Raw genomic sequence first — 21,373 nt, 5'->3', positions numbered from 1 at the left:
CCCTCCGAAGAGGGCTTTCCGATGGCCTGTGCGGCGTTCTTACATGCCGACGTAGTTCGGGCCGCCACCGCCCTCGGGCGTGACCCACACGATGTTCTGCGTCGGGTCCTTGATGTCGCAGGTCTTGCAGTGCACGCAGTTCTGCGCGTTGATCTGCAGGCGCTGCTTGCCGTCGTCGGTGCCGACGAACTCGTACACGCCGGCCGGGCAGTAGCGGCTTTCGGGGCCGGCGAACTTCTCGAGGTTGATGTTCACCGGCACCGTCGGGTCTTTCAGCGTCAGGTGGGCCGGCTGCTGCTCTTCATGGTTGGTGTTGCTGATGAACACGCTGGAGAGGCGGTCGAAGGTGAGCTTGCCGTCGGGCTTGGGGTACACGATGGGCTTGCACTCGGACGCAGGCTTCAGGTACAGGTGGTCGGCCTTGTTGCGGCGCAGCGTCCAGGGGATGTTGCCCTTGAGCAGCCATTGCTCGATGCCGTTCATGAGCGTGGCGACGCCCAGGCCCTTCTTGAACCACGCCTTGAAGTTGCGCGCCTTCTTCAGCTCGGTGTGCAGCCAGCTCTTTTCGAAGGCTTCCGGGTATGCGGTGAGTTCGTCGTGCTGGCGGCCGGCCTGCACGGCCTCGAAGGCCGCCTCGGCGCACAGCATGCCGGTCTTGATGGCGGCGTGGCTGCCCTTGATGCGGCTCACGTTGAGGTAGCCGGCCTCGCAGCCGACCAGCGCGCCGCCGGGGAACACCGTCTTGGGCAGCGACATGAGGCCGCCCGCGGTGATGGCGCGCGCGCCGTAGCCGATGCGCTTGGCGGGCTTGATCCCCTTGGCCTCGTCGCCTTCCAGGTACCAGCGGATGTTGGGGTGCAGCTTCCAGCGCTGCATTTCCTCGAACGGGCTCAGATAAGGGTTGCTGTAGTCCAGGCCCGTGATGAAGCCCATGGTGACCTTGTTGTCCTCCATGTGATAGAGGAACGCGCCGCCGTAGGTGTCGCTCTTCATGGGCCAGCCGGCGGTGTGCAGCACGAAGCCGGGCTGATGGCGCTTGGGGTCGATTTCCCAGACTTCCTTCACGCCCAGGCCGTAGGTCTGCGGGTCCTTGCCGGCGTCGAGCTTGTACTTGGCGATGAGCTGGCGGCCCAGGTGGCCGCGCGCGCCTTCGGCGAACACGGTGTACTTGCCCAGCAGCTCCATGCCGAGCTGGAAGTTCTCGGTCGGCTCGCCGTCCTTGCCGATGCCCATGTTGCCGGTGGCCACGCCGCGCACCGAGCCGTCCTCGTTGTAGAGCACCTCGGCGGCCGGGAAGCCGGGGAAGATCTCGACGCCGAGATTCTCGGCCTGCTGCGCCAGCCACTTGGTGAAGGCGCCCAGGCTGATGATGTAGTTGCCGTGGTTCTGGAAGCACGCCGGCAGGAAGGCGTTGGGCGTGCGCAGGCTGCCCTTTTCGCCCAGGAACACCATCGCGTCGTCGGTGACCGGCTGGTTCAGCGGCGCGCCCAGCTCCTTCCAGTCGGGCAGCAGTTCGTTGAGCGCGCGCGGGTCCATGATGGCGCCCGACAGGATGTGCGCGCCGGGCTCCGAACCCTTCTCGAGCACCACGACCGAGATCTCTTTCTCGTGCTGCGCTGCGAGCTGCTTGAGCCGGATCGCGGTCGAGAGGCCGGCCGGGCCGCCACCGACCACGACCACGTCGTATTCCATGGCTTCGCGAGGGCCGAACTGGGCGAGGATTTCGTCGTGGGTCATCTGGGTTGGATCGATAATGATTTTTCGAGGCGCGGGGCATCCCGGGTTGCGGGGCATTTTATGCGGCGTCCGCGGACGGCCTGCGTCACTTGCGGGCGCGGCTCTCTCGCGTCGCCTGCGCGACTCCACAGGATTCAGTTCATGGCATACAGCATCGATCTCTCGGGCCGCGTCGCCTTTGTCACAGGCGCCTCCAGCGGGCTTGGCGCCCAGTTCGCAAAAACGCTGGCGCGCGCGGGCGCCGCGGTGGTGCTCGCAAGCCGCCGCGTCGAGAAGCTCAAGGAGCTGCGCGCACGCATCGAAGGCGAGGGCGGCGACGCCCACGTGGTCGAGCTCGACGTGACCGACATCGGCAGCATCAAGGCCGCCGTCGCGCGCGCCGAGACCGAGGTCGGTCCCATCGATGTCCTGGTCAACAACTCGGGCGTGAGCACCACCCAGCGCCTGCAGGACGTGACACCCGACGACTACGACTACATCTTCGACACCAACGTCAAGGGCTCCTTCTTCGTCGCGCAGGAAGTCGGCAAGCGCATGCTGGCGCGCGCCCGCGGCACGGCGCCGGGCACCTACATCGGCGGGCGCATCATCAATATCGCGTCTGCGGCGGCGCTGAAGGTCATGCCGCAGATCGGCACTTACTGCATGAGCAAGATCGCCGTGGTGCAGATGACCAAGGCCATGGCGCTCGAGTGGGGCCGCTTCGGCATCAACGTGAACGCGCTGTGCCCGGGCTACATCACGACCGAGCTCAACGAGGAGCACTGGACCACCGAGGGCGGCGCCAAGCTGGTCAACATGCTGCCGCGCAAGCGCGTGGGCAAGCCCGAAGACCTGGACGGCCTGATCGTGCTGCTGGCCAGCGGCCAGAGCCACTTCGTGAACGGCGCCGTCATCGCGGCCGACGACGGGTTCGCGCTCTGAGCCCGCGGGCCTTGGTCGGCATTGCCGCCGGCCTGGGTGCCGGTGCGCTCTGGGGGCTGGTGTTCGTGGCGCCGCGCATGGTGGGGCACTTCGGCATGGTCGACATCACCGCCGCGCGCTTCCTGGTGTTCGGCGCCATCTCGGGGCTCGCGGTGTTCGCGCGGCCGGCCGCCGCGCGCTGGCCGAACGGCCGGCAGGCGGTGGCGGCACTGGGGCTCAGCGTGCTGGGCTTCAGCGGCTACTACCTGCTGCTGGCGTTCGGCATCGAGGCCGCCGGCACCGAAGTGCCCAGCCTCATCATCGGCACGATTCCGGTCTGGATGATGCTGCTCGGCAGGCCCGCTGGCCTTCGGCTGAGCGCGCTGTTGCCGGGGCTCGTGCTCACGGGCGCGGGCATCGCGCTGATGATCTGGGGCGCTTGGTCGGCGCAGCATGGCGCGGGCGACGCCGGCGGCGCGCGTTTCGGCTGGGGCATCGCGCTGGCGCTGTGCGCAATGGCGAGCTGGACGGTCTACGGCCTGCTCAACGCCGCCTGGCTGCAACGCCACACCGAACTCAACGCGACCGACTGGGCCAACTGGCTCGGCGTGGCGACCGGACTGGGCGCCTTGCTGTTGTGGGTGGTCGCGGGCAGCGACGTGGCCACGCTGCAGGCGCGGCCCGACGGCATGCTCTTCGTCTGGATCGCGCTCGCCAGCGGCTTCGGCTCTTCGTGGCTGGCCACCATTCTCTGGAACATCGCGAGCCAGCGGCTCTCCGCGAGCCTGTGCGGCCAGCTGATCGTGAGCGAGACGCTGTTCGCGCTGTTCTATTCCTTCGTCTGGGACGGCCGCTGGCCGCAGGCCACCGAGTGGGCCGCGGCACTGCTGTTCGTGCTGGGCATCCTCGCATCCATCAAGGCACACCGATGAGAATCGAAATCCCCGAAAAGAAGAAGCTCGTGTACGAAACCCTGATCCCCATCCGCTGGGGAGACATGGACGCCATGGGCCACCTGAACAACGGCACCTACTTCCGCTACCTCGAGACCGCGCGCATCGACTGGATGCATTCCATCGGCTTCGAGCCCGAGCCGAGCGGCGAAGGCATGGTGATCGTCAACGCCTTCTGCAATTTCTACCGGCAGATCGAATACCCCGGCAAGGTGCTGCTGAAGATGTACGTGAGCGACCCCGGCCGCACCACCTTCGAGAGCTGGGGCACCATGGCCCGCGAGGAAGCGCCCGACGAGATCTGCGCGGCCGGCGGCGCGACCACCATCTGGGTCGACTTTCCGAAGCAGAAGGCGCTGGCGCTGCCCGACTGGCTGCGCACGCTGGTGAGCGAGTAGCCGGGCGCTGAAGCTCAGGCCGGCTGCAGCACGATGCGGGCCTCGAAGCCGTGCGCCGCGCCGGGCGGCGGCGACGCCAGTTCGAGCCGCGCGTTGTGCTTCTCGACGATGGTCCCGACGATCGACAGGCCCAGCCCGTAGCCCGCGCGGTCGGAGGCGTGCCGCACGTGGCGCTGCCGCAGCGTCTGCAGTTGCTCGGCACCGACGCCGGCGCCGAAGTCGCGCACCACCAGCGTGCAGGGCGCCATCACTTCGACGGTCACGCGTTCGCCGCCGTAGCGCAGGGCGTTTTCCACCAGGTTGCGCAGCGCGATGGCCAGCGCGTCGACATCGCCCAGCGCCACCGGCGCGGCGCTGTCGGGCACCTTGAGCACCAGGCGCTCGTTGACCTGCGGGTCTTGCCACATCTCCTGTGCCACGGTGCCCACGAGCTGCACCAGGTCGACCCGCGCGCGCGCCAGCGAGGCCCCGGATTCGGCGCGCGACAGCTGCAGCAGCTTCTCGGCGCGATGGCTCAGCATCTGAAGCGCGTCGAGCGCGGCCTGCACGTCGTTGCGCCGCAGGTCGTGCTCCAGCGCGGTTTGCAGGCGCAGCCGCGCGGCGGCCAGCGGGGTACGCAGCTCGTGCGCGGCATTGGCCGCGAGCGCGCGCTCCACGTCGAGCGACTGCGACAGCCGCTCCAGCAGCCGGTTGACGTGGTCGCCGACCGAGCGCAGCTCCTGCGGCAGGCCGGGCAGGGTGATGGGCCGCAGGTCGGCGCCGTTGCGCTTGGCGATTTCTCCGGCCAGTTGCTGCAGCACGCGCAGTTCGGCGCGCGCCACGTTGCGCAGCACCAGCGCAAGCAGCGGCAGCACCGCGCCCAGCGGGATGATCAGGCCGAACAGCGTGCGGTTCAGCGCGCGGCGCCGCTCGTCGAGCGGGTCGGCCACCTGGAAGTACAGCCCCAGCGTGGGGTGCCGCACGGTGTAGATGCGCCAGGTCTGGTTGTTGGCGAAGCCGGCGGCCAGCGGCACGTCGAAGGTGCCGGCGGGGGTTTCGGCCGAGCGCAGCAGCACATGCTCGTGGGTGTCGACCACCTGGTACATCACCGCGTCTTCGGAGAACAGCTGCTTGGGCGCGATCAGCGGCTCCGTGGGGGCGGTGCCGCTCGTGTGCTGGAGTTTGTCTAGTTCCTGCACCGCCATGTCGAACATGCGGTGGGACACCTCGACCAGTTCGTTGTCGAAGTTGTGGTTGATCTCGCGGTCCACGTACCAGACCACCGCGAGCACGCACATCAGCCACACGCCGCCGACCCAGACGATCAGCGTCCGCGTGAGCCGCCCGGCCAGGGAGTCGCGGCCTTCGCCGGGCTTGCTGCCGAACTTCATTCGTCGTCGTCCGCGGAGAACGACAGGCGGTAGCCGAGGCCGCGCAGTGTCTGGATGTGGCTGCGCCCGAGCTTGCGGCGCAGGCGGCTGATGAAGACTTCGAGCGTGTTGCTGTCGGCCTCGTCGCCGAAGCCGTAGAGCGCGTCGGCCAGGTTCTCGCGCGTGTGGATGCGCTCGGGCCGGGTCGCCATCACGCGAAGCAGCGCCCATTCCTTCTGGGTCAGCGTGATGGGCGCGCCGTTCTTGCGGACCATGTCGTGCGCCAGGTCGATCTCCAGCGTGCCCAGCTGCAGCACCGGCGAGCTGCTGGCGCTGCGCCGCCGCTCGACGGCGCGCAGGCGGGCCAGCAGTTCGGCCGGGTCGTAGGGCTTGATGAGGTAGTCGTCGGCGCCGGCGTCCAGCCCGCGGATGCGGTCGGTGACCTGGTCGCGCGCGGTCAGCACGATGACGATGGGCCGCTCGGGCAGGGCGCGCACCTGCGGCAGCAGCGAGAGCCCGTCGCCGTCGCCCAGGTGCAGGTCGAGCAACACCGCCGCGTACTGGACCGAGAGCAGCGCGCCGCGTGCGTCGGCAAGGCTGGGCGCCACGTCGACCACGAAAGCCTTGGCGATCAGGTAGCTGCAGACGGCATCTGCCAGCGAGGTGTCATCTTCGACCAGCAATATGCGCACGCCATGTCCTTTCAACAAAAAAAGAAGTCTAGCGCCGTCGAATTCCGGCCATACCGCCAGTCAGACTCTGTTCAGGTGTCTTCAGGCTGGGTTCATTCCGCAAACGTAGGCTCGCGGCTGTTTTTCGGTCTTGCCTTCGTTCATGACGCGTGCTTCGAATTTTCGCCTGGGGTTGCTGACCCTTTTTGCGCTGGCCGCCGTGCTGGCGTGGGACGCAACCGGCTGGGACTTGGCGCTGGCGCGCCTTTCCGGCTCCCCGTTCGGTTTCGTATGGCGGGAAAACCCCTTTCTGGTTCACGTCATGCATAACGGCGCCCGCGACCTCAGCTGGGCGCTCCTTACCGCGCTGTTCATTGCCATCCGCTGGCCGGTCGGCGTGCTTCGGCGCCTGGGCACCGGCGACCGGGTGCAACTGGCGCTGGCCACGCTGGCCGCGGTGGTCGCCGTCAGCCTCATCAAGCACGCCAGCGACACCAGCTGCCCCTGGGACCTGAAGGAGTTCGGCGGCGTGGCGCGCTACGTGTCGCATTGGACCTGGGACGTGTCCGACGGCGGCCCGGGCGGGTGCTTCCCGGCCGGCCATGCCTCCGCGGCGTTCGCCTACATGGGTGGCTACTTCGTGCTGCGCCGGGTCTCGGCCCGGGCGGCGGGCATCTGGCTGGCGGTGGCGGTGGTGGCCGGGTTGGCGCTGGGGCTGTCGCAGCAGGTGCGCGGCGCGCACTACATGAGCCATACCCTCTGGACTGCCTGGATCTGCTGGACGGTGGGTTTTGCCATCGAAGTGGTGTTCGGACGCTTCAATCCGAAAGTTCTCGAACCGGCAGTACCCGTCCATGCAGGGTATTGACGCCGCCCTGTTCGAGCTGGTCAATGCGGGCCCTTCGGTGCCTGCATGGAGCCTTCCTTTCGCCAGCTTCGCCTCCGATTTCCTGCCGGCCCTGCTGGCGCTGGCGCTGGCCATCGGCGCGCTGCTCGACCGGCGCTGGCGCCACGCCTTCTTCACCGCGATGGTCAGCCTGCTGGCCGTCTGGCTGATCGTGCACGTGTTCCGCGGGCTGTTTCCGATGCCCCGGCCCGCTTTCTACGGCCTGGGCATCCAGTGGGTGCCGCAGGGCGTTCGACCCGGTTTCCCGAGCATGCATGCGGCGGGCACCTTCACCGCCGCGTTCTCGCTCTGGTGCCTGCCGAGGCGCTGGCCGATGCTGGCCGCGCTGGCGGTGGCGGCCACGGTGGCCTGGAGCCGCCTGTACCTGGGGCTGCACTTTCCGTCCGACGTGGTGGCGGCGGCGATGCTCGGAGCTCTGGTCTCTATCTTGGTGGAGCGTGGCCTTCGCCTGATTCCGCGCATCCGTATTTCGCCTGCCCCAGTGCAGGCCATGATGACAAGGCTGCGGTCACGCGCAAGGCGAGCCTGAACATGACATGAATGGGGGATTCAGGCTATCTTCAGCCCCCCTTCCTACATTAGTTGGATGTCTGTTTTGCGTATCGACCCGGCATCTGCACCGCAAGGTAGCTTCCCCGAACCCGACCCACTCGCCGCCGCATCGCCGGCAGCGCCCTGGACACGTTTCAACCATTGGCTCGGCCGCCCACGTTCCGCTGGCGCGGTCGTCGTCTGGCTCAGCCTTTATCTCGTACTGACCACCAACTGGCCGCTCTGGAGCGAGCTGGCCCGCATCGGCGGTGCGCCCAGCACCTACATGCCGACCATCGCGGTCATGAGCCTGCTCACTTTCTGCGGCTCGCTGGCGATCCTGTCGTTCACCGCCTGGTCGCGCTGGATGAAGCCGCTGTGGCTCGTGGTGGTCGTGCTGGCCGCGGTGGTCCAGCACTACATGCTCGCGTACCGCGTGGTCATGGACCCGACCATGGTCGCCAACGCGATGCAGACCGACCCCAACGAGGCACGCGACCTGATGAGCTGGCGCATGGCCTTCAACGTGCTGGTGGTCACGCTGCCCGCGGCTTATCTGCTCTGGCGCGTTCGCATCCCGCCGATGCGTTTTCTGTCGAAGCTCTGGCGCAACGTCGCGTTGCTGCTGCTGTCGGTGATCCTGGCGCTGGGCGCGGTGGTGTCCATGAACCGCGAGCTGGCGCCGCTGATGCGCAACAACGTGCACCTGCGCTACATGATGAATCCGATCGCCAGCCTCTATTCGGCCGGCGCGCTGGTCATCAAGCCCTTGTTCAAGCACAGCGGCAAGCTGATCTCGATCACCGCCGGCACGGCGCTGGGCACGAGCTACGCCGCGCAGACCAAGCCGCCGCTGTTCGTGGTGGTGGTGGGCGAGACCGCGCGGGCCGATCACTTCTCGCTCAACGGCTACGCCCGCGACACCAACCCCGAGCTCGCCAAGCGCGGCGTGCTGAGCTACCGCGAGGTGCGCTCCTGCGGCACCAACACGCTGGCCTCGGTGCCGTGCATGTTCTCGCCGCTGGGCAAGCAGGGCTACGAATCGCGCAAGGACGACTACGAGACCCTGGTCGACGTGTTGCAGGCGGCCGGCCTTGCCGTGTTCTGGCTCGACAACCAGGCCGGCTGCAAGGGCGTTTGCGAGCGCATTCCGAACGCATCCGCGTTCGCCGGGCTCGACGCGGCCACCAAGAAGGCGCTGTGCGACGGCGACGAATGCCTCGACGACGTGATGCTCAAGGGCCTGGACGAGCGCATTGCCGCGCTGCCGGCCGAGCGCCGCGCCAAGGGCATCGTGCTGGTCATGCACCAGATGGGCAGCCACGGCCCGGCCTACTACAAGCGTTCCGCGCCCGACGTGAAGCGCTTCGTGCCCGAGTGCAAAACCAACGCATTGGCGGAGTGCGGCCATGCCGAGCTGATGAACGTCTACGACAACTCGATCCTGCAGACCGACCGCTTCCTGGGCGAGACCATCGACTGGCTCAAAGGGCAGACGAAGCAGTACGACCCGGCGCTGCTTTACGTGAGCGACCACGGCGAGTCGCTCGGCGAATACGGCCTGTTCCTGCACGGCGTGCCCTACAGCTTCGCACCCGACGCGCAGAAGCACGTGCCCATGGTTACCTGGTTCAGCGACGGCATGAGCGAGCGGCGCAAGCTCTCGCGTTCGTGCATGGAAGCGGGGCTGGACGCGCCGCTCACGCACGACAACCTCTATCACACGGTGCTCGGCGTGATGGACGTGACCACGCCGACCTACAAGCCGGCACTGGACGCCCTCGCGTCCTGCCGGGCAAAGGGCTGAGGCCGCCTTACTTCTTCTCGCGGGGCAGCCGCCCCATGAGGAAGAACTCGTTGTTCGGCTGCATGCCGCTGAAGCTGGCCATGCGGTTGCTCAGCCCGAAGAAGGCGGTGATGGCCGCGATGTCCCAGATGTCCTCGTCGTCGAAGCCGTGGGCGTGCAGGGGCGGGAAGTCGTTGTCGTCGATCTCGTGCGAGCGGTCGCAGACCTTCATCGCGAAGTCGAGCATCGCGCGCTGGCGCGGCGTGATGTCGGCCTTGCGGTAGTTCACCGCCACCTGGTCGGCCACCAGCGGCTTCTTCTCGTAGATGCGCAGCAGCGCGCCGTGCGCCACCACGCAGTACAGGCACTGGTTGGCCGCGCTGGTGGTGGTGACGATCATCTCGCGGTCGCCCTTGGTGAGCGAGCCTTCTTCCTTGAGCATGAGCGCGTCGTGGTACGCGAAAAAGGCGCGCCATTCGGCCGGGCGGCGCGCGAGGGCCAGGAACACGTTGGGCACGAAGCCCGCCTTTTCCTGCACCGCGAGGATGGCGGCGCGGATGTCCTCCGGCAGGTCTTTCAGTTCGGCGAGCGGGTAGCGGTTGTTCGGGGTCATGTCGTCTCCGTTGTGGTCGTCGGTTTGCGGCGCCTCGGAAGCTTTTCTGAAAGCGCTCTGAAAGGCGCCGCGCCGCTTCCATCATAGGCAAGCCGCTTTCCTACATGGCGGGGTGCGCACCACCGCCATGATGAAGGTTCGCACAACAACACGCGGCCAGCGCCGCACATAACGCGATGAAAGACGAGTCGTATCCAGACCGGCGTGGCTTCCTGCGCCGGTCCATCGCCATCGTGCCGGCCGCCACGGCCTTCGGTGCCGGTGGCCTCACCGGCGCGGCACTGGCGCAACCCGCAACGCCGGCTCCCGCAACCACCCCCGCTGCAGCGGCACCGCCCGCCACTCCCTACACCCCCGTCTACTTCAACGCCGCCGAATGGGCCTTCGTCCAGGCCGCGGTGGCCCGGCTCATTCCCTCCGACGACGCCGGCCCCGGCGCCATCGAAGCCGGCGTGCCGGAGTTCATCGACCGGCAGATGGAAGGCGCCTTCGGCCATGCCGCCACCTGGTACATGCAGGGGCCGTTCGTCGAGGTGTCGCCGCTCTTCGGCTACCAGAAGAAGATGCCGCCGCGCGAGGTGTACCGCGCGGGCATCGCGGCCACCGATGACTACAGCCGCAAGCAGTTTTCCGGCAAGACCTTCGCGCAACTCGAGCCCGCGCGGCAGGACGAGGTGCTCAAGGGCCTGGAGGGCGGCACCATCACGCTCGACGGCGTGGGCGCGACCGATTTCTTCGGCTTTTTGCTGCAGAACACGAAGGAGGGCTACTTCAGCGACCCGATCCACGGCGGCAACAAGAACGCCGCGGCCTGGAAGATGATCGGCTTCCCCGGCGCGCGCGCCGACTACGCCGACTGGGTCGACCGGCCCGGCGTCAAGTACAACCTGCCGCCGGTGAGCATCGCCGGCCCGCAGGGTTGAAGGGGAGCGGCAACACCATGGCAAACATCAAGAAGCCGAGTGTCGACGCCGTGCTGGTCGGCTTCGGCTGGACCGGCGCGATCATGGGCATGGAACTCACCGCCGCCGGCCTGAAAGTGCTGGCGCTGGAGCGCGGCGAGAACCGCGACACGCAGCCCGACTTCGCCTACCCGCGCATCACCGACGAGCTGAGCTACGGCATCCGCGGCAAGCTGTTCCAGAACCTTTCGCGCGAGACCGTGACCATCCGCCACACGCCGGCCGAGGTGGCGGTGCCGTACCGCCAGCTCGCGTCCTTCCTGCCCGGCGACGGCGTGGGCGGCGCGGGCGTGCACTGGAACGGTCACCACTGGCGGCCGCTGCCCAGCGACCTGCGCATCCGCAGCAACTACGAAGAGCGCTACGGCAAGAAATTCATTCCCGAAGGCATGACGATCCAGGACTTCGGCGTGAGCTACGAAGAGCTGGAGCCGCACTTCGACCAGTTCGAGAAGATCTGCGGAACCTCCGGCAAGGCCGGCAACATCGGCGGCAAGATCCAGCCCGGCGGCAATCCTTTCGAAGGCGCACGCGCCAACGAATTCCCGCTGCCGCCGCTGGCTTCGGTCAACAGCGCGAAGCTGTTCGAGAAGGCCGCGCGCGAGCTCGGCTACCACCCGTTTCCGCAGGCGGCCGCCAACGCCTCGCGCGCCTACACCAACCCGCATGGCGCGCAGCTCGGTCCCTGCAACTTCTGCGGCTTCTGCGAGCGCTACGGCTGCTACATGTATTCGAAGGCGTCGCCGCAGACCACGCTGCTGCCGGTGCTGATGAAGCGGCCCAACTTTGAGCTGCGCACCCGCTCGCATGTGCTGCGCGTGAACATGTCGCCCGACGGCAAGCGCGCCACCGGCGTGACCTATGTCGACGCCCAGGGCAACGAGGTCGAGCAGCCGGCCGACCTGGTGGTGCTGTGCGCCTACCAGTTCCACAACGTGCGGCTGCTGCTGCTGTCGAACATCGGCAAGAAGTACGACCCGGCCACCGGCGAGGGCGTGGTGGGGCGCAACTACGCCTACCAGCTCAATGGCGGCGCCAGCCTGTTCTTCGACAAGGACCAGCCGATGAACCCCTTCGTCGGCGCGGGTGCCAGCGGCAGCGTGATCGATGACTTCGACGGCGACAACTTCGACCACGGCCCGCTCGGCTTCGTGGGCGGCGCGAGCATCAACTGCATCAACACCGGCGGCCGGCCTATCCAGCAGCTGAGCCTGCCGCCCGGCACGCCGAGCTGGGGCGCGGGCTGGAAGAAGGCCGCGCGGGAAAACTACCTCTACCAGGCCGGCGTGGGCAGCCAGGGCTCGGTGATGGCCTACCGCGACAACTACCTCGACCTGGACCCGACCTACAAGGACGTGCACGGCCAGCCGCTGCTGCGCATGACCTTCGACTGGAAGGCCAACGACCTGGCGATGACGCAGTTCATCGGCACCAAGGTCGAGCAGATCGCCAGAGCCATGGGGCCGAAGCAGATGAAGATGAACTTCCAGAAGGCAGGCGCGCACTACGACGTGCGCTACTACCAGTCGACCCACAACACCGGCGGCGCGCCGATGGGCACCGACCCCGCGACCAGCGCCGTGAACCGCTTCCTGCAGGTGTGGGACGTGCCCAATGTCTTCGTGATGGGCGCCAGCGCCTTCCCGCAGAACTTCGGCTACAACCCGACCGGCATGGTGGGCGCGCTGGCCTACTGGTCGGCCAAGGCGATTCGCGAGCAGTACCTGAAGAACCCGGGAGCACTGGCATGAACGCGCGTCGCATGTATGGCGGCGTTGCGGTGGCCGCCGCCTTGCTGTGCGCCGGGGCCTGGGCCGTGGCGCAGAAGGCGGAGGCACCGCCGGCCGCGCCCGCCGCTGCTCCGGTGACCACCGCTGCACCTGCCGCATCATCCGACCCCGTGCTCGAGCGCGGCCGCTACCTGGCCCGCGCCGGCGACTGCGTAAGTTGCCACACTGCCCCCGGCAAGCCGGCCTTCGGCGGCGGCCTGCCGATGAAGACGCCGTTCGGCACCATCGTCTCGACCAACATCACGCCCGACCCCGAGGCCGGCATCGGCGCCTACACCGAGGCCGAGTTCGCCCGCGCGCTGCGCGAAGGCGTCGCCAAGGACGGCCATCACCTGTACCCGGCCATGCCGTACCCGTCGTTCGCTCGCGTGAACGACGAGGACATGCATGCGCTCTTCACCTTCTTCCGCAACGGCGTGCAGCCCGTGGCGCAGAAGCCGCCGGCCACAGACCTGCCGTGGCCCTTCAGCATGCGCGGGCTGATGATCGGCTGGAACTGGATCTACCTCGACAAGGGCGTCTACCAGCCCGACACGGCCCGCAGCGCCGAGTGGAACCGCGGCGCGTACCTGGTGCAGGGCCTGGGCCATTGCGGCGACTGCCATACGCCGCGCAGCATGCTCGGCGGCGTCAAGGCGGCCAGCGACGGCAAGGGTGACGTGTTCCTGTCTGGCGCGGTCATCGACGGCTGGTACGCGCAGCCGCTGCGCCACACCGGCCGGCCGACCATGGCGCAGTGGCCGGCGCAGGACATCGTGCAGTACCTGCAGACGGGGCGCACCGGCCACACGGCCGCGTTCGGCGCCATGGTCGACGTGGTGCAGAACAGCACGCAGCACCTGTCGACGCAAGACTTGCAGGCGGTGGCCAGCTATCTGCAGTCGCTCGGCGCGGAGGGCGGCGCGCAGAACGCGCCGTCGCCCACCTCGCTGGTGGCGGCGGCGCCGCAGCACCCGACCGCGCTCGCACTGCGCAACGGCACGGTCGAGGGCAACAGCGGCGCGATGGTCTACCTGAACAACTGCAACGCCTGCCATCGCTCCGACGGCACGGGCGCCGACAAGACCTTCCCCGCGCTGGCCGGCAACAGCGTGGTGAATGCCAAGGACCCGACTTCGCTGATCCGCCTCGTGCTTGCAGGCTCGGCCATGCCGAGCACGACCCAGGCACCATCGCCCATCGCCATGCCCGACTTCGGCTGGCGCCTGAGCGACGCCGACGTGGCCAGCGTGCTGAGCTTCGCGCGGTCGAGCTGGGGCAACCAGGGCGAAGCCGTGACGGCGGCGCAGGTGGCCAAGGTGCGCGACTCAATCAAGCCGGTGGCGACCGCCAACGCGCAGCAGCAGAAATGACGGGGGCCTGCCTACTCGAGCGAGGGAAGGTCGCTCTCGTCTTTCAGCTCGACGCCTGTCAGACCGCGCCGCAATGACTCGCGCATCAGCCATGCGAGCCTGAACGCCGCTGCCTCGTAGGTCAGGCCTTCGGGCCGTACGTTCGAGATGCAGTTGCGCTCGGCGTCGTGCCGGCCGCGCCGGGGCGAGTGCGTCAGGTAGATGCCGAGGCTGTCGGGCGAACTCAGGCCCGGCCGCTCGCCGATCAGCATCACCGACAGCGCCGCGCCGAACAACTCGCCTATTTCATCGGCCAGGGCGACGCGTGCCTGCGTGGCGATCACCACGGGCGAGAAACGCGTGTCCGGCGGCAGCTGCGCGCGCAACGACGCGAGCAGCGGCACAGCATGCCGCGCGGCCGCGAGGGACGAGAGGCCGTCGCCGATCACGATGCAGACATCGCAGCCATAGCGCCGGTCGCCGCGCAGGCGCGTGGCGTCGTCCTCGTCTAGCTGGCGGCCGAGGTCTGGGCGGCGCAGATAGGTGGTGCGGTCGGCGGCGCGGCTGCGCGCGCGGGCCACTTCCCAGCGCTGGCTGCGCAGTTGGCCATCGAGCGCATCGACGTCGAGCGCGGCGTGAATGGCATCGCGCGCCATTGCGTGCGCCCAGCCGAAGCGCAGCGTTTCGTCGGTCGGCATGCCGGCGCCGGCGCGGCCCAGCGCCAGCCGTGCGGGCGTGGCGGCGCGCCATTGCGCCCAGGGGTTGGGTGTGACGGGCGAATCGCTCATCGGGCCAGCGCGGCGAGGCCGCCCATGTCGGCCAGCAGCCGGTTGGAGGAGGGCGGGGCGAGCCGCCCGGCGGTGTCGGTGATCCGCATGCGCTGCAGCCAGGCCTCGAACTCGGGCGCGCGCTTCAGGCCCAGCGTCTGGCGCAGGAACAGCGCGTCGTGGAACGAGGTGCTCTGGTAGTTGAGCATCACGTCGTCGGCACCGGGGATGCCCATGATGAAGTTGATGCCCGCCGTGCCCAACAGCACGAGCAGCGTGTCCATGTCGTCCTGGTCGGCCTCGGCATGGTTGGTGTAGCAGATGTCGCAGCCGATGGGCAGGCCCAGCAGCTTGCCGCTGAAATGGTCTTCGAGCCCGGCGCGGATGATCTGCTTGCCGTCGTACAGGTACTCCGGCCCGATGAAGCCGACGACAGTGTTGATGAGCAGCGGCCTGTAGCGCCGCGCCAGCGCATAGGCGCGCACCTCGCAGGTCTGTTGGTCGACGCCGAAATTGGCGTTGGCCGAGAGGGCGCTGCCCTGGCCGGTCTCGAAGTACATGACGTTGTCGCCCACGGTGCCGCGCCCGAGCGACAGCGCCGCCGCATGCGCCTCGTCGAGCAGCTCGGGCGTCACGCCGAACGAGAGGTTGGCCTTCTCGGTGCCCGCGATCGACTGGAACACCAGGTCGACCGGCGCGCCGGCCTCCATGAGCTTGAGCGTGTTGGTCACGTGCGTGAGCACGCAGCTCTGCGTGGGGATCTCGAAGCGCTGGATCACCTCGTCGAGCATGCGCAGCAACTGGCCGAGCACCGGCGTGCTGTCGGACGCGGGGTTGAGCCCGATCACCGCGTCTCCCGCGCCGTAGAGCAGCCCGTCGAGCGTGGAGGCGGCCACGCCGCGCAGGTCGTCGGTCGGGTGGTTGGGCTGCAGGCGCACGGCAAGGTGGCCGGGCAGGCCGATGGTGTCGCGAAAGCGCGTGACCACGCGACACTTTCTGGCGACCGACACCAGGTCCTGGTTGCGCATGAGCTTGGACACGGCCGCCACCATCTCGGGCGTGAGGCCCGGCGCCAGCGCGCCGAGCGCGTCGGTTGTGGCCGCGTCGGACAGCAGCCAGTTGCGGAAGTCGCCGACCGTGAGGTGCGATACGGGCGCGAAGGCGCCCGCGTCATGGCCGTCGATGATCAGGCGCGTGATGTTGTCGCTCTCGTAGGGAATCAGCGCCTCGGTCAGGAACTGCTTGAGCGGCGTGTCGGCCAGCACGTGGCGCGCCGCCATGCGCTGCTGCGCGGTGGCCGCGCCGATGCCTGCGAGGTAGTCGCCCGAGCGCGCCGGGCTCGCGAATGCCATGACCTGCTTCAGGTCGTCGAAGCGGAAGACCTGCCCGGCGATGGAGGTGCTGTAGCGCATGAGTTCTCGTCGGAGTGCATCGGGCATCGATGCAGGGCGGATGGTGACAGTGCGCACCTGGCAAAGCAAGGGCCGTTCCAACGGCGCCGACACGGGCGCTGGCCATAATCGGGGCCTCTCAATCTCCGAGGTGTTTCGTGAAGTCCTTTTTCTGTGCCGCTCTCGTGTCCGTCCTTGCCATTCCCGCCGCGTTCGCGCAGTCCGCGCCCGTGACCACGCCCAGCGGCCTGATCTACCAGTCGCTCAAGGAAGGCACCGGCGCCTCGCCCGCGGCCACCGACGTGGTCAAGGTGCACTACCGCGGCACCTTCCCCGACACCGGCAAGGAGTTCGACAGCTCCTACAAGCGCGGCGAACCCACCGAGTTCCCGCTCAACGGCGTGATTCCCTGCTGGACCGAAGGCGTGCAGAAGATGAAGCCGGGCGGCAAGGCCAAGCTGACCTGCCCGCCGTCGATCGCCTACGGCGCGCGCGGCGCCGGCGGCGTGATCCCGCCGAACGCCACGCTCAACTTCGAAGTCGAGCTGGTTTCCGTCACCAAGCGCTGAGGCCCGCGGGCGCTCACCCCGGCTGGTACTGGTACAGCCAGGTCTCGGTGAGCGTCTGGTCGCCGTTCTTCAGGTAGAGCCGCATGTCGATCGGCTCGTTGCCTTCGGGCGTGAAGTCGAACTGCGCGCGCCAGTGGCCCGGCACGCCATTGGGCACGGCTTCGGCAAAGACGTAAGAGAACTTGCCGCGCGCCGCCGTCAGCACCACTTCCGGCTTCACGCCGAAGGGCACGGTGGTCAGCGGCTGGCCGATGAATTCGACCATGAACTTGCGCACCCCCTGCGGGCGCGGCTGCCCCGGCTGGCCGCCGCGTCCGATGCGCGTGGCCACGCAGTGCGCGAGCGGCGAGGGGAACGGCTCCTGGTCGGTCCAGTGCAGGCGGTACTGCAGGCTGTAGGAAGAGCCCGCCTTGGCGTCGGCCTTGGGCACCCAGAAGGCGACGATGTTGTCGTGGATCTCGTCGTCGGTCGGGATCTCGATGAGCTGCACCGAGCCCTCGCCCCAGTCGCCCATCGGCTCGATCCACAGGCTCGGGCGCTTTTCGTAGTTCACGCCGTCCTGGTAGTGGTCGAAGTTGCGGTCGCGCTGCAGCAGGCCGAAGCCGCGCGGCCGGGTGTCGGCAAAGGCCGAGGCGCGCGTCTGCGTAGGGTTGTTGAGCGGGCGCCAGATGCGCTCGCCCGCGCCGTTCCAGATGGCCAGGCCGTCGGAGTCGTGCACTTCGGGGCGCCAGTCGATGGCGGTGGGTTTGTTGGTTTCCGAGTACCAGTACATCGAGGTGAGCGGCACCAGGCCCAGGCGGGACACGTCGCGGCGCATGAAGAGGCGCGCGTCGATGTCCATGATGACGGCCTTGGTGCGCTGCATGACGAACTTGAACACGCCGGTGACGCTCGGGCCTTCCAGCAGCGCGTAGACCGTCATCGAGGTGGTGTTGCCCGCGGCGGGCGTCTCGAAGTAGAAGCGCGTGAAGTTCGGGAACTCCTCGGGCTTGTCGGGCACCGCCACGTCGAGCGCGATGCCGCGTGCCGACAGGCCGTACTGGTACAGCTCGCCGATCGCGCGGAAGTAGGAAGCGCCCAGGAAGGCGACCCAGTCGTTCTTCTGCCAGTCGAGCTTGGCCTGGTCGCCCAGGCGGCTTTCCTGCAGGCGAAAGCCCGCGAAGCCGGCGCCCGGCGGCAGCTGGTGCGCGGGGCTGTCGGCCGGCATCGAGAAGTAGTCGGGGCTGTAGAGCACTTCGCGCGCGAAGGCGTCGCCGCCAGCGTTTTCGAGCACGTGCATGCGCACCGGCGTCTGGAAGAAGCGGCCCAGGTGGAAGAAGGTGACGGGAAAGGCCCCGGGTCCGTCGCGAAAGAGGGCGTTGGCGGGGTCGAACTTGATCTTTCCGTGCGCGTCGTAGTCGATGCGGTCGAGCACTTCGGGAGCCAGCGGCGCCGCGGCCACGTAGGGCTGGGCGGCGAGCGCCTTGGCCTGCGCGACCAGGGCGTCGAAAGAGAAGGGGGAAGGCTGGCTCAGTTGCAGGCCGTTGGCGGCGAGTGCCTCGGTGGGCAGGCCCAGGGCGGCGAGTGCGGCGGCGGCGCCACCGGCGGCAAGGAAGGATCGGCGATCAAGCATGTGGTTCTTGAGGGTTGCGAATCTCTGGGGAAAAGAAAGAAAAGCGGCGGAAACGAATCAGGCATTTTCCGCGACCGGGAACAACCCCGAGCTTGACCCGGCTCGCGGCGGGGCCACGTCAGCCATTCCGCGCAAAGCGGGCCGGACAAGGCCGGGAATCGGAAAAATTGTGCTTTTATGTATCGGCGCCGCGCCCTAGGCGGGGTCGGTGGCCTTCAGCGCATACACCGCATACAGCGGCACACCGAGCAGCATCATCACCATCGGCGCGAACAGCATGTAGGGCAGGCCGATGCCCTCCATCACCCGGTAGGTGCCGTCCAGCCGCAGCCGGGGGTGCGACTGCGTCAATTCGGATTCGCGGCGAATGCCCCAGTGGAACTCGGCACCCGTGGTGCGCACCGAGGGATGCTGCTTCGCGCGGCCCACGGCCAGCCAGCACATGGCGTCGAAGGCCAGCACCGACCCCGCGGGCGCGCGTTCGCCGAAGGTGGCAAACACCGCCTGCACCTGCTCAGGCTGCAGATACATCAGCACGCCTTCGGTGAACAGGAAGACCGGCCGCGCATTGCGCTTGCGCGGCAGCCCCAGTTGCTCCCACCAGTCGGGCGCGGTCAGGTCGAGCGTGCGCAGGTCGTGGCGCTCGTGGGTCTCGGGGATGAGTTCGCGGCGCAGCTCCAGCACTTCAGGCAGGTCGGCGTCGGTCATGCGCGATTTGTCGTCGTCCAGCCACTGGAAGTAATGGCTCAGGCCGCAGCCCATGTTGACCACGCGGGCGCCGGGGTGCTCCTTCAGGAAGTCCTGCGCGAGGCTGCGGAAGCGGCGCGTGCGCGAGAGGATGCCGTAGATGGTCGCCCGGTCTTCGGGCAGCGCGCTGCCGTCGTCTCGGATCTGCTCGAGGATGCCGGCGGCATAGGCGTCCCGCACGGCCACCTGCGGAAACATCGCGTCGCCCGAGGCCCGCGCGGCCAGGGGAATCCGCAAGGTGGAAGGCACGGCCGACAGGCGCCGCGCGGGTTTGCTGTGTGTCATGAATGCTGGAGAAAGACCAGACATCAGTCTGGCCGCTCCGGCATCGATGGGCAAGTCAGTCTTTTGTTCAGCCGCCCGGCGACGAGCGCGCGTCCACGTAGGCCCAGGCCGTGAGGCCCGAGGCCAGCGTGACGCGTTCGCGCCGGTAGTCGTCGACCTCGTAGGCATCCGCGTGGGCCAGCTCGGCCGGGGTGACGGCAAAGACCGAGCCCTCGACCCGGTCCGCCCCCGCGCCGCTCGGGGCGACGATGGGGTGGTGCGTCTCGCCGCTGGTCGCGACCACCGCCGCGTCCTTGATTTCGAGCTGCTCCAGCCGGTAGCCCGGCAGGCTGTCGAGGCGGCCATTCAGTCGGCGGCCGAAGGTGGCGAGCTGCACCGATTGCAGCTGCAGCGTGCCGTAGGAGAAAAGCTGCTCCGTGGCGGCCTCTGCGTTGGCCGCACCCGGCGCGGCGGCTTCGGCCTGCACGTCGTCGTCCATCAGCAGGTCTTCGTAGAAGGCGCCGAAGGGGCGCGTCGGGTGGGCGATCTGGATTTCCAGGATCCAGATGCCGGTGGCCGGGCACAGGCCGAAGTCGCCGAGCCGGCCGGCCTGGTAGATGGCATGCGGAAAGTCGCACACGCGGTGGCCCTTGATGTCGAGGTTCAGCCGCCAGCCCATGGCCTCGGCGCGCTCGGCGGCGTAGGCATAGAGCGCGGCGCCGCTCAGGCGGTCGGCGCGCCAGCGCGCGGCCACGTCATGCCACAGCGTGCGCGCGGCCTCGGCGCAGGCGTGCATCTGCGGGTCGTCGCCGGTCACGAAGGTGTCGCCGGCGTCGCCTTCGTGGCCTTCCCAGACCGGGCCGATGTCGACGAAGAAGATGTCCTGCGCACCCAGCACGCTGGCCGGGTCCGATTGCTCCCTGAAGATCTTGAGCGTGTCCGTGCCGAAGCGGATGACGATGGGGTGCCAGTTGCGCTCCATCTCCAGCTTGTGCAGCGTGGCCAGGGCCAGGTCGTGCGCCTGGGCGTGGGTCATGCCGGGGCGGATGCCCGAGGCGATCTGCCGCACCGCGCGTTGCGAGAGGCTGCGTGCGTGCTGCATCGAGCGCAGTGAGAACTTCGCGCCGGTGGCTTCGGTGCGTCCGGCTTCAGGTTTTGTCATCGGCAATGTCCAGGTTCAGTGGGGCAACGGGCGGCCGGGTCGGCGCGTCTCGGGTTTCTTGGGTCGGCTGTGGCATCCAGGCCGACCACACCTGGCCGGGCAGCGCATGGCTGCGCGCCGGCGGCACCTCGGCCACGCTGCCCAGGCTCACGAAACCGGCCAGGAACTCCTCGGGCTTCACGCCCAGTTCGGCGGACAGCACGGGGTCGAAGCAGCGTTCGCCGCTGAGCATGATGGCGCCGAAGCCGAGCTGGTGCGCCGCATTGAGCAGGTTGCCCAGCGCCGCGCCGGCGGCCAGCCACTGCTCGCGCGCCGGCACCTTGCTGCGGGCGCGCGGCGTGACGACGAAGGCCAGCAGCACGGGCGGGCGCGTGGCGTGCTCGCGCGCGCGGCGCAGGTCGGCGGGCGAGGCGAGCGGGTCGCGGCGGCGCTTTTCTTCCTCGAAGCGGTCGGCCAGGGCGGCGCGCTGGCCTTCGCGGAACTCGAGCACGCGCCAGGGGTGCAGCCCGCCGTGGTCGGGCGCGCGCAGGGCGGCCTGCAGGATCAGGTCGATGTGCTCCGGCCCCGGGCCGGGCGCACGCAGCCGCTTCGGCGAGACGGAGCGGCGCTCCAGCAGCGGGGCGATCGCGCTTTCGTTGCGACCGGCCAGCAGGTCGCGGCGCAGCGCCTCGCTGTCGCGCAGGAAGTTGCGCGCCCACGCCAGCACCTGCTCGCCCTGCGGCGTGAAGCCCTCGAAGCGCGGGCCGGGCTTGATCAGCGGCCGGCCGTACTCGTGTTCGAGCTGGCGGATGGCTTCCGAGAGTTCGAGCTGGGAAACCTGGCTGGCCTGCGCGGCGCGGCCGAGGTGCTGCTCCTGGCCGAGTGCGATGAGGCAGCGAAGTTGACTGTTGACCATGGCGTGCGTATCCGAGCCGGCGTGCCGGCAATGCT

General features: G+C 68.6%; 20 protein-coding genes. 10 read left to right on the top strand and 10 right to left on the bottom strand.

Translation table 11 applies throughout. From position 1 onward, the window contains the following. Positions 1–39: 39 nt before the first annotated feature. A complete protein-coding gene (locus tag L3V85_RS22655) occupies positions 40–1,737 on the bottom strand; it encodes an electron transfer flavoprotein-ubiquinone oxidoreductase (RefSeq protein WP_237674946.1) in 1,698 nt (565 codons plus the stop codon). 141 nt (positions 1,738–1,878) lie between these two features. On the opposite strand from L3V85_RS22655, the gene L3V85_RS22650 reads away from it, so the two are divergent. The 3 genes from L3V85_RS22650 to L3V85_RS22640 are packed head-to-tail and all read left to right on the top strand — an operon-like array spanning position 1,879 to position 3,991. After that, on the top strand, positions 1,879–2,661 hold the full coding sequence (locus L3V85_RS22650) for an SDR family oxidoreductase (RefSeq protein WP_237674945.1): 783 nt from the start codon (positions 1,879–1,881) through the stop codon (positions 2,659–2,661). Positions 2,662–2,681: 20 nt separating this feature from the next. Next, the gene (locus L3V85_RS22645; RefSeq protein WP_272934813.1) at positions 2,682–3,572 is read left to right on the top strand and encodes a DMT family transporter; all 891 of its coding nucleotides are present in this window, start codon (positions 2,682–2,684) and stop codon (positions 3,570–3,572) included. Continuing rightward, positions 3,569–3,991 carry an acyl-CoA thioesterase gene (locus tag L3V85_RS22640; RefSeq protein ID WP_237674944.1) on the top strand — a complete coding sequence of 141 codons (423 nt, stop codon included), beginning with the start codon at positions 3,569–3,571 and terminating at the stop codon, positions 3,989–3,991. The genes L3V85_RS22645 and L3V85_RS22640 overlap by 4 nt, the downstream gene beginning before the upstream one ends. A gap of 14 nt (positions 3,992–4,005) precedes the next feature. Here the strand turns inward: L3V85_RS22640 and L3V85_RS22635 are convergent, their stop codons facing one another. Further along, positions 4,006–5,361, bottom strand: a complete 1,356-nt coding sequence (locus L3V85_RS22635) for a sensor histidine kinase (protein WP_237674943.1) — start codon at positions 5,359–5,361, stop codon at positions 4,006–4,008. Then, complete coding sequence (locus L3V85_RS22630) at positions 5,358–6,032, bottom strand: winged helix-turn-helix domain-containing protein (protein WP_237674942.1); 675 nt, start codon at positions 6,030–6,032, stop codon at positions 5,358–5,360. Before L3V85_RS22630 ends, L3V85_RS22635 begins: the two co-directional genes overlap by 4 nt. Positions 6,033–6,333: 301 nt before the next feature. Here L3V85_RS22630 and L3V85_RS22625 point away from each other — a divergent pair, with 301 nt between their 5' ends. The 3 genes from L3V85_RS22625 to L3V85_RS22615 are packed head-to-tail and all read left to right on the top strand — an operon-like array spanning position 6,334 to position 9,256. After that, a complete protein-coding gene (locus L3V85_RS22625; protein WP_237674941.1) occupies positions 6,334–6,879 on the top strand; it encodes a phosphatase PAP2 family protein in 546 nt (181 codons plus the stop codon). After that, positions 6,866–7,447, top strand: a complete 582-nt coding sequence (locus L3V85_RS22620) for a phosphatase PAP2 family protein (protein WP_237674940.1) — start codon at positions 6,866–6,868, stop codon at positions 7,445–7,447. Before L3V85_RS22625 ends, L3V85_RS22620 begins: the two co-directional genes overlap by 14 nt. 57 nt (positions 7,448–7,504) lie before the next feature. Then, positions 7,505–9,256 (top strand): phosphoethanolamine transferase, encoded by a 1,752-nt coding sequence (locus L3V85_RS22615; RefSeq protein ID WP_237674939.1) that lies wholly within the window; start codon positions 7,505–7,507, stop codon positions 9,254–9,256. 7 nt (positions 9,257–9,263) lie between these two features. Here L3V85_RS22615 and L3V85_RS22610 read toward each other — a convergent pair whose 3' ends face one another. Next, a complete protein-coding gene (locus tag L3V85_RS22610; RefSeq protein WP_237674938.1) occupies positions 9,264–9,848 on the bottom strand; it encodes a peroxidase-related enzyme in 585 nt (194 codons plus the stop codon). Between the two features lie 176 nt (positions 9,849–10,024). Here L3V85_RS22610 and L3V85_RS22605 point away from each other — a divergent pair, with 176 nt between their 5' ends. The 3 genes from L3V85_RS22605 to L3V85_RS22595 are packed head-to-tail and all read left to right on the top strand — an operon-like array spanning position 10,025 to position 13,952. Continuing rightward, complete coding sequence (locus tag L3V85_RS22605) at positions 10,025–10,771, top strand: gluconate 2-dehydrogenase subunit 3 family protein (protein ID WP_237674937.1); 747 nt, start codon at positions 10,025–10,027, stop codon at positions 10,769–10,771. 17 nt (positions 10,772–10,788) lie between these two features. After that, positions 10,789–12,561 (top strand): GMC family oxidoreductase, encoded by a 1,773-nt coding sequence (locus L3V85_RS22600; protein WP_237674936.1) that lies wholly within the window; start codon positions 10,789–10,791, stop codon positions 12,559–12,561. Continuing rightward, positions 12,558–13,952, top strand: coding sequence for a c-type cytochrome (locus L3V85_RS22595; protein WP_237674935.1), 1,395 nt, complete (start codon positions 12,558–12,560; stop codon positions 13,950–13,952). The genes L3V85_RS22600 and L3V85_RS22595 overlap by 4 nt, the downstream gene beginning before the upstream one ends. A gap of 11 nt (positions 13,953–13,963) precedes the next feature. Here the strand turns inward: L3V85_RS22595 and eutC are convergent, their stop codons facing one another. Both eutC and L3V85_RS22585 read right to left on the bottom strand, forming a co-directional pair. Continuing rightward, the gene (gene eutC, locus L3V85_RS22590) at positions 13,964–14,719 is read right to left on the bottom strand and encodes an ethanolamine ammonia-lyase subunit EutC (RefSeq protein WP_237674934.1); all 756 of its coding nucleotides are present in this window, start codon (positions 14,717–14,719) and stop codon (positions 13,964–13,966) included. Further along, positions 14,716–16,110 carry an ethanolamine ammonia-lyase subunit EutB gene (locus L3V85_RS22585; protein ID WP_237674933.1) on the bottom strand — a complete coding sequence of 465 codons (1,395 nt, stop codon included), beginning with the start codon at positions 16,108–16,110 and terminating at the stop codon, positions 14,716–14,718. Before L3V85_RS22585 ends, eutC begins: the two co-directional genes overlap by 4 nt. 137 nt (positions 16,111–16,247) lie before the next feature. On the opposite strand from L3V85_RS22585, the gene L3V85_RS22580 reads away from it, so the two are divergent. Further along, positions 16,248–16,658 carry an FKBP-type peptidyl-prolyl cis-trans isomerase gene (locus tag L3V85_RS22580; protein WP_237674932.1) on the top strand — a complete coding sequence of 137 codons (411 nt, stop codon included), beginning with the start codon at positions 16,248–16,250 and terminating at the stop codon, positions 16,656–16,658. A gap of 13 nt (positions 16,659–16,671) precedes the next feature. Here L3V85_RS22580 and L3V85_RS22575 read toward each other — a convergent pair whose 3' ends face one another. The 4 genes from L3V85_RS22575 to L3V85_RS22555 all read right to left on the bottom strand — a co-directional run bounded on the left by L3V85_RS22575 (position 16,672) and on the right by L3V85_RS22555 (position 21,338). Next, positions 16,672–18,270: a glucan biosynthesis protein gene (locus L3V85_RS22575; RefSeq protein ID WP_237674931.1), complete on the bottom strand. Its 1,599-nt coding sequence runs from the start codon at positions 18,268–18,270 to the stop codon at positions 16,672–16,674. 195 nt (positions 18,271–18,465) lie between these two features. After that, positions 18,466–19,302 carry a class I SAM-dependent methyltransferase gene (locus tag L3V85_RS22570; protein ID WP_237674930.1) on the bottom strand — a complete coding sequence of 279 codons (837 nt, stop codon included), beginning with the start codon at positions 19,300–19,302 and terminating at the stop codon, positions 18,466–18,468. A 67-nt stretch (positions 19,303–19,369) separates the two neighbouring features. Next, entirely contained in the window at positions 19,370–20,443 is a 1,074-nt protein-coding gene (locus L3V85_RS37450; RefSeq protein WP_337250092.1) for a M24 family metallopeptidase, read from the bottom strand. Then, complete coding sequence (locus L3V85_RS22555; RefSeq protein ID WP_237674929.1) at positions 20,430–21,338, bottom strand: nitroreductase; 909 nt, start codon at positions 21,336–21,338, stop codon at positions 20,430–20,432. Before L3V85_RS22555 ends, L3V85_RS37450 begins: the two co-directional genes overlap by 14 nt. Positions 21,339–21,373 lie beyond the last annotated feature (35 nt).

Origin of the sequence: Variovorax paradoxus, assembly GCF_022009635.1 — a bacterium.
Taxonomy (GTDB): Bacteria; Pseudomonadota; Gammaproteobacteria; order Burkholderiales; family Burkholderiaceae_C; genus Variovorax.
The sequence above is the reverse complement of the archived record's forward strand: the minus strand, read 5'-3'. Positions and strand labels throughout refer to the sequence as shown.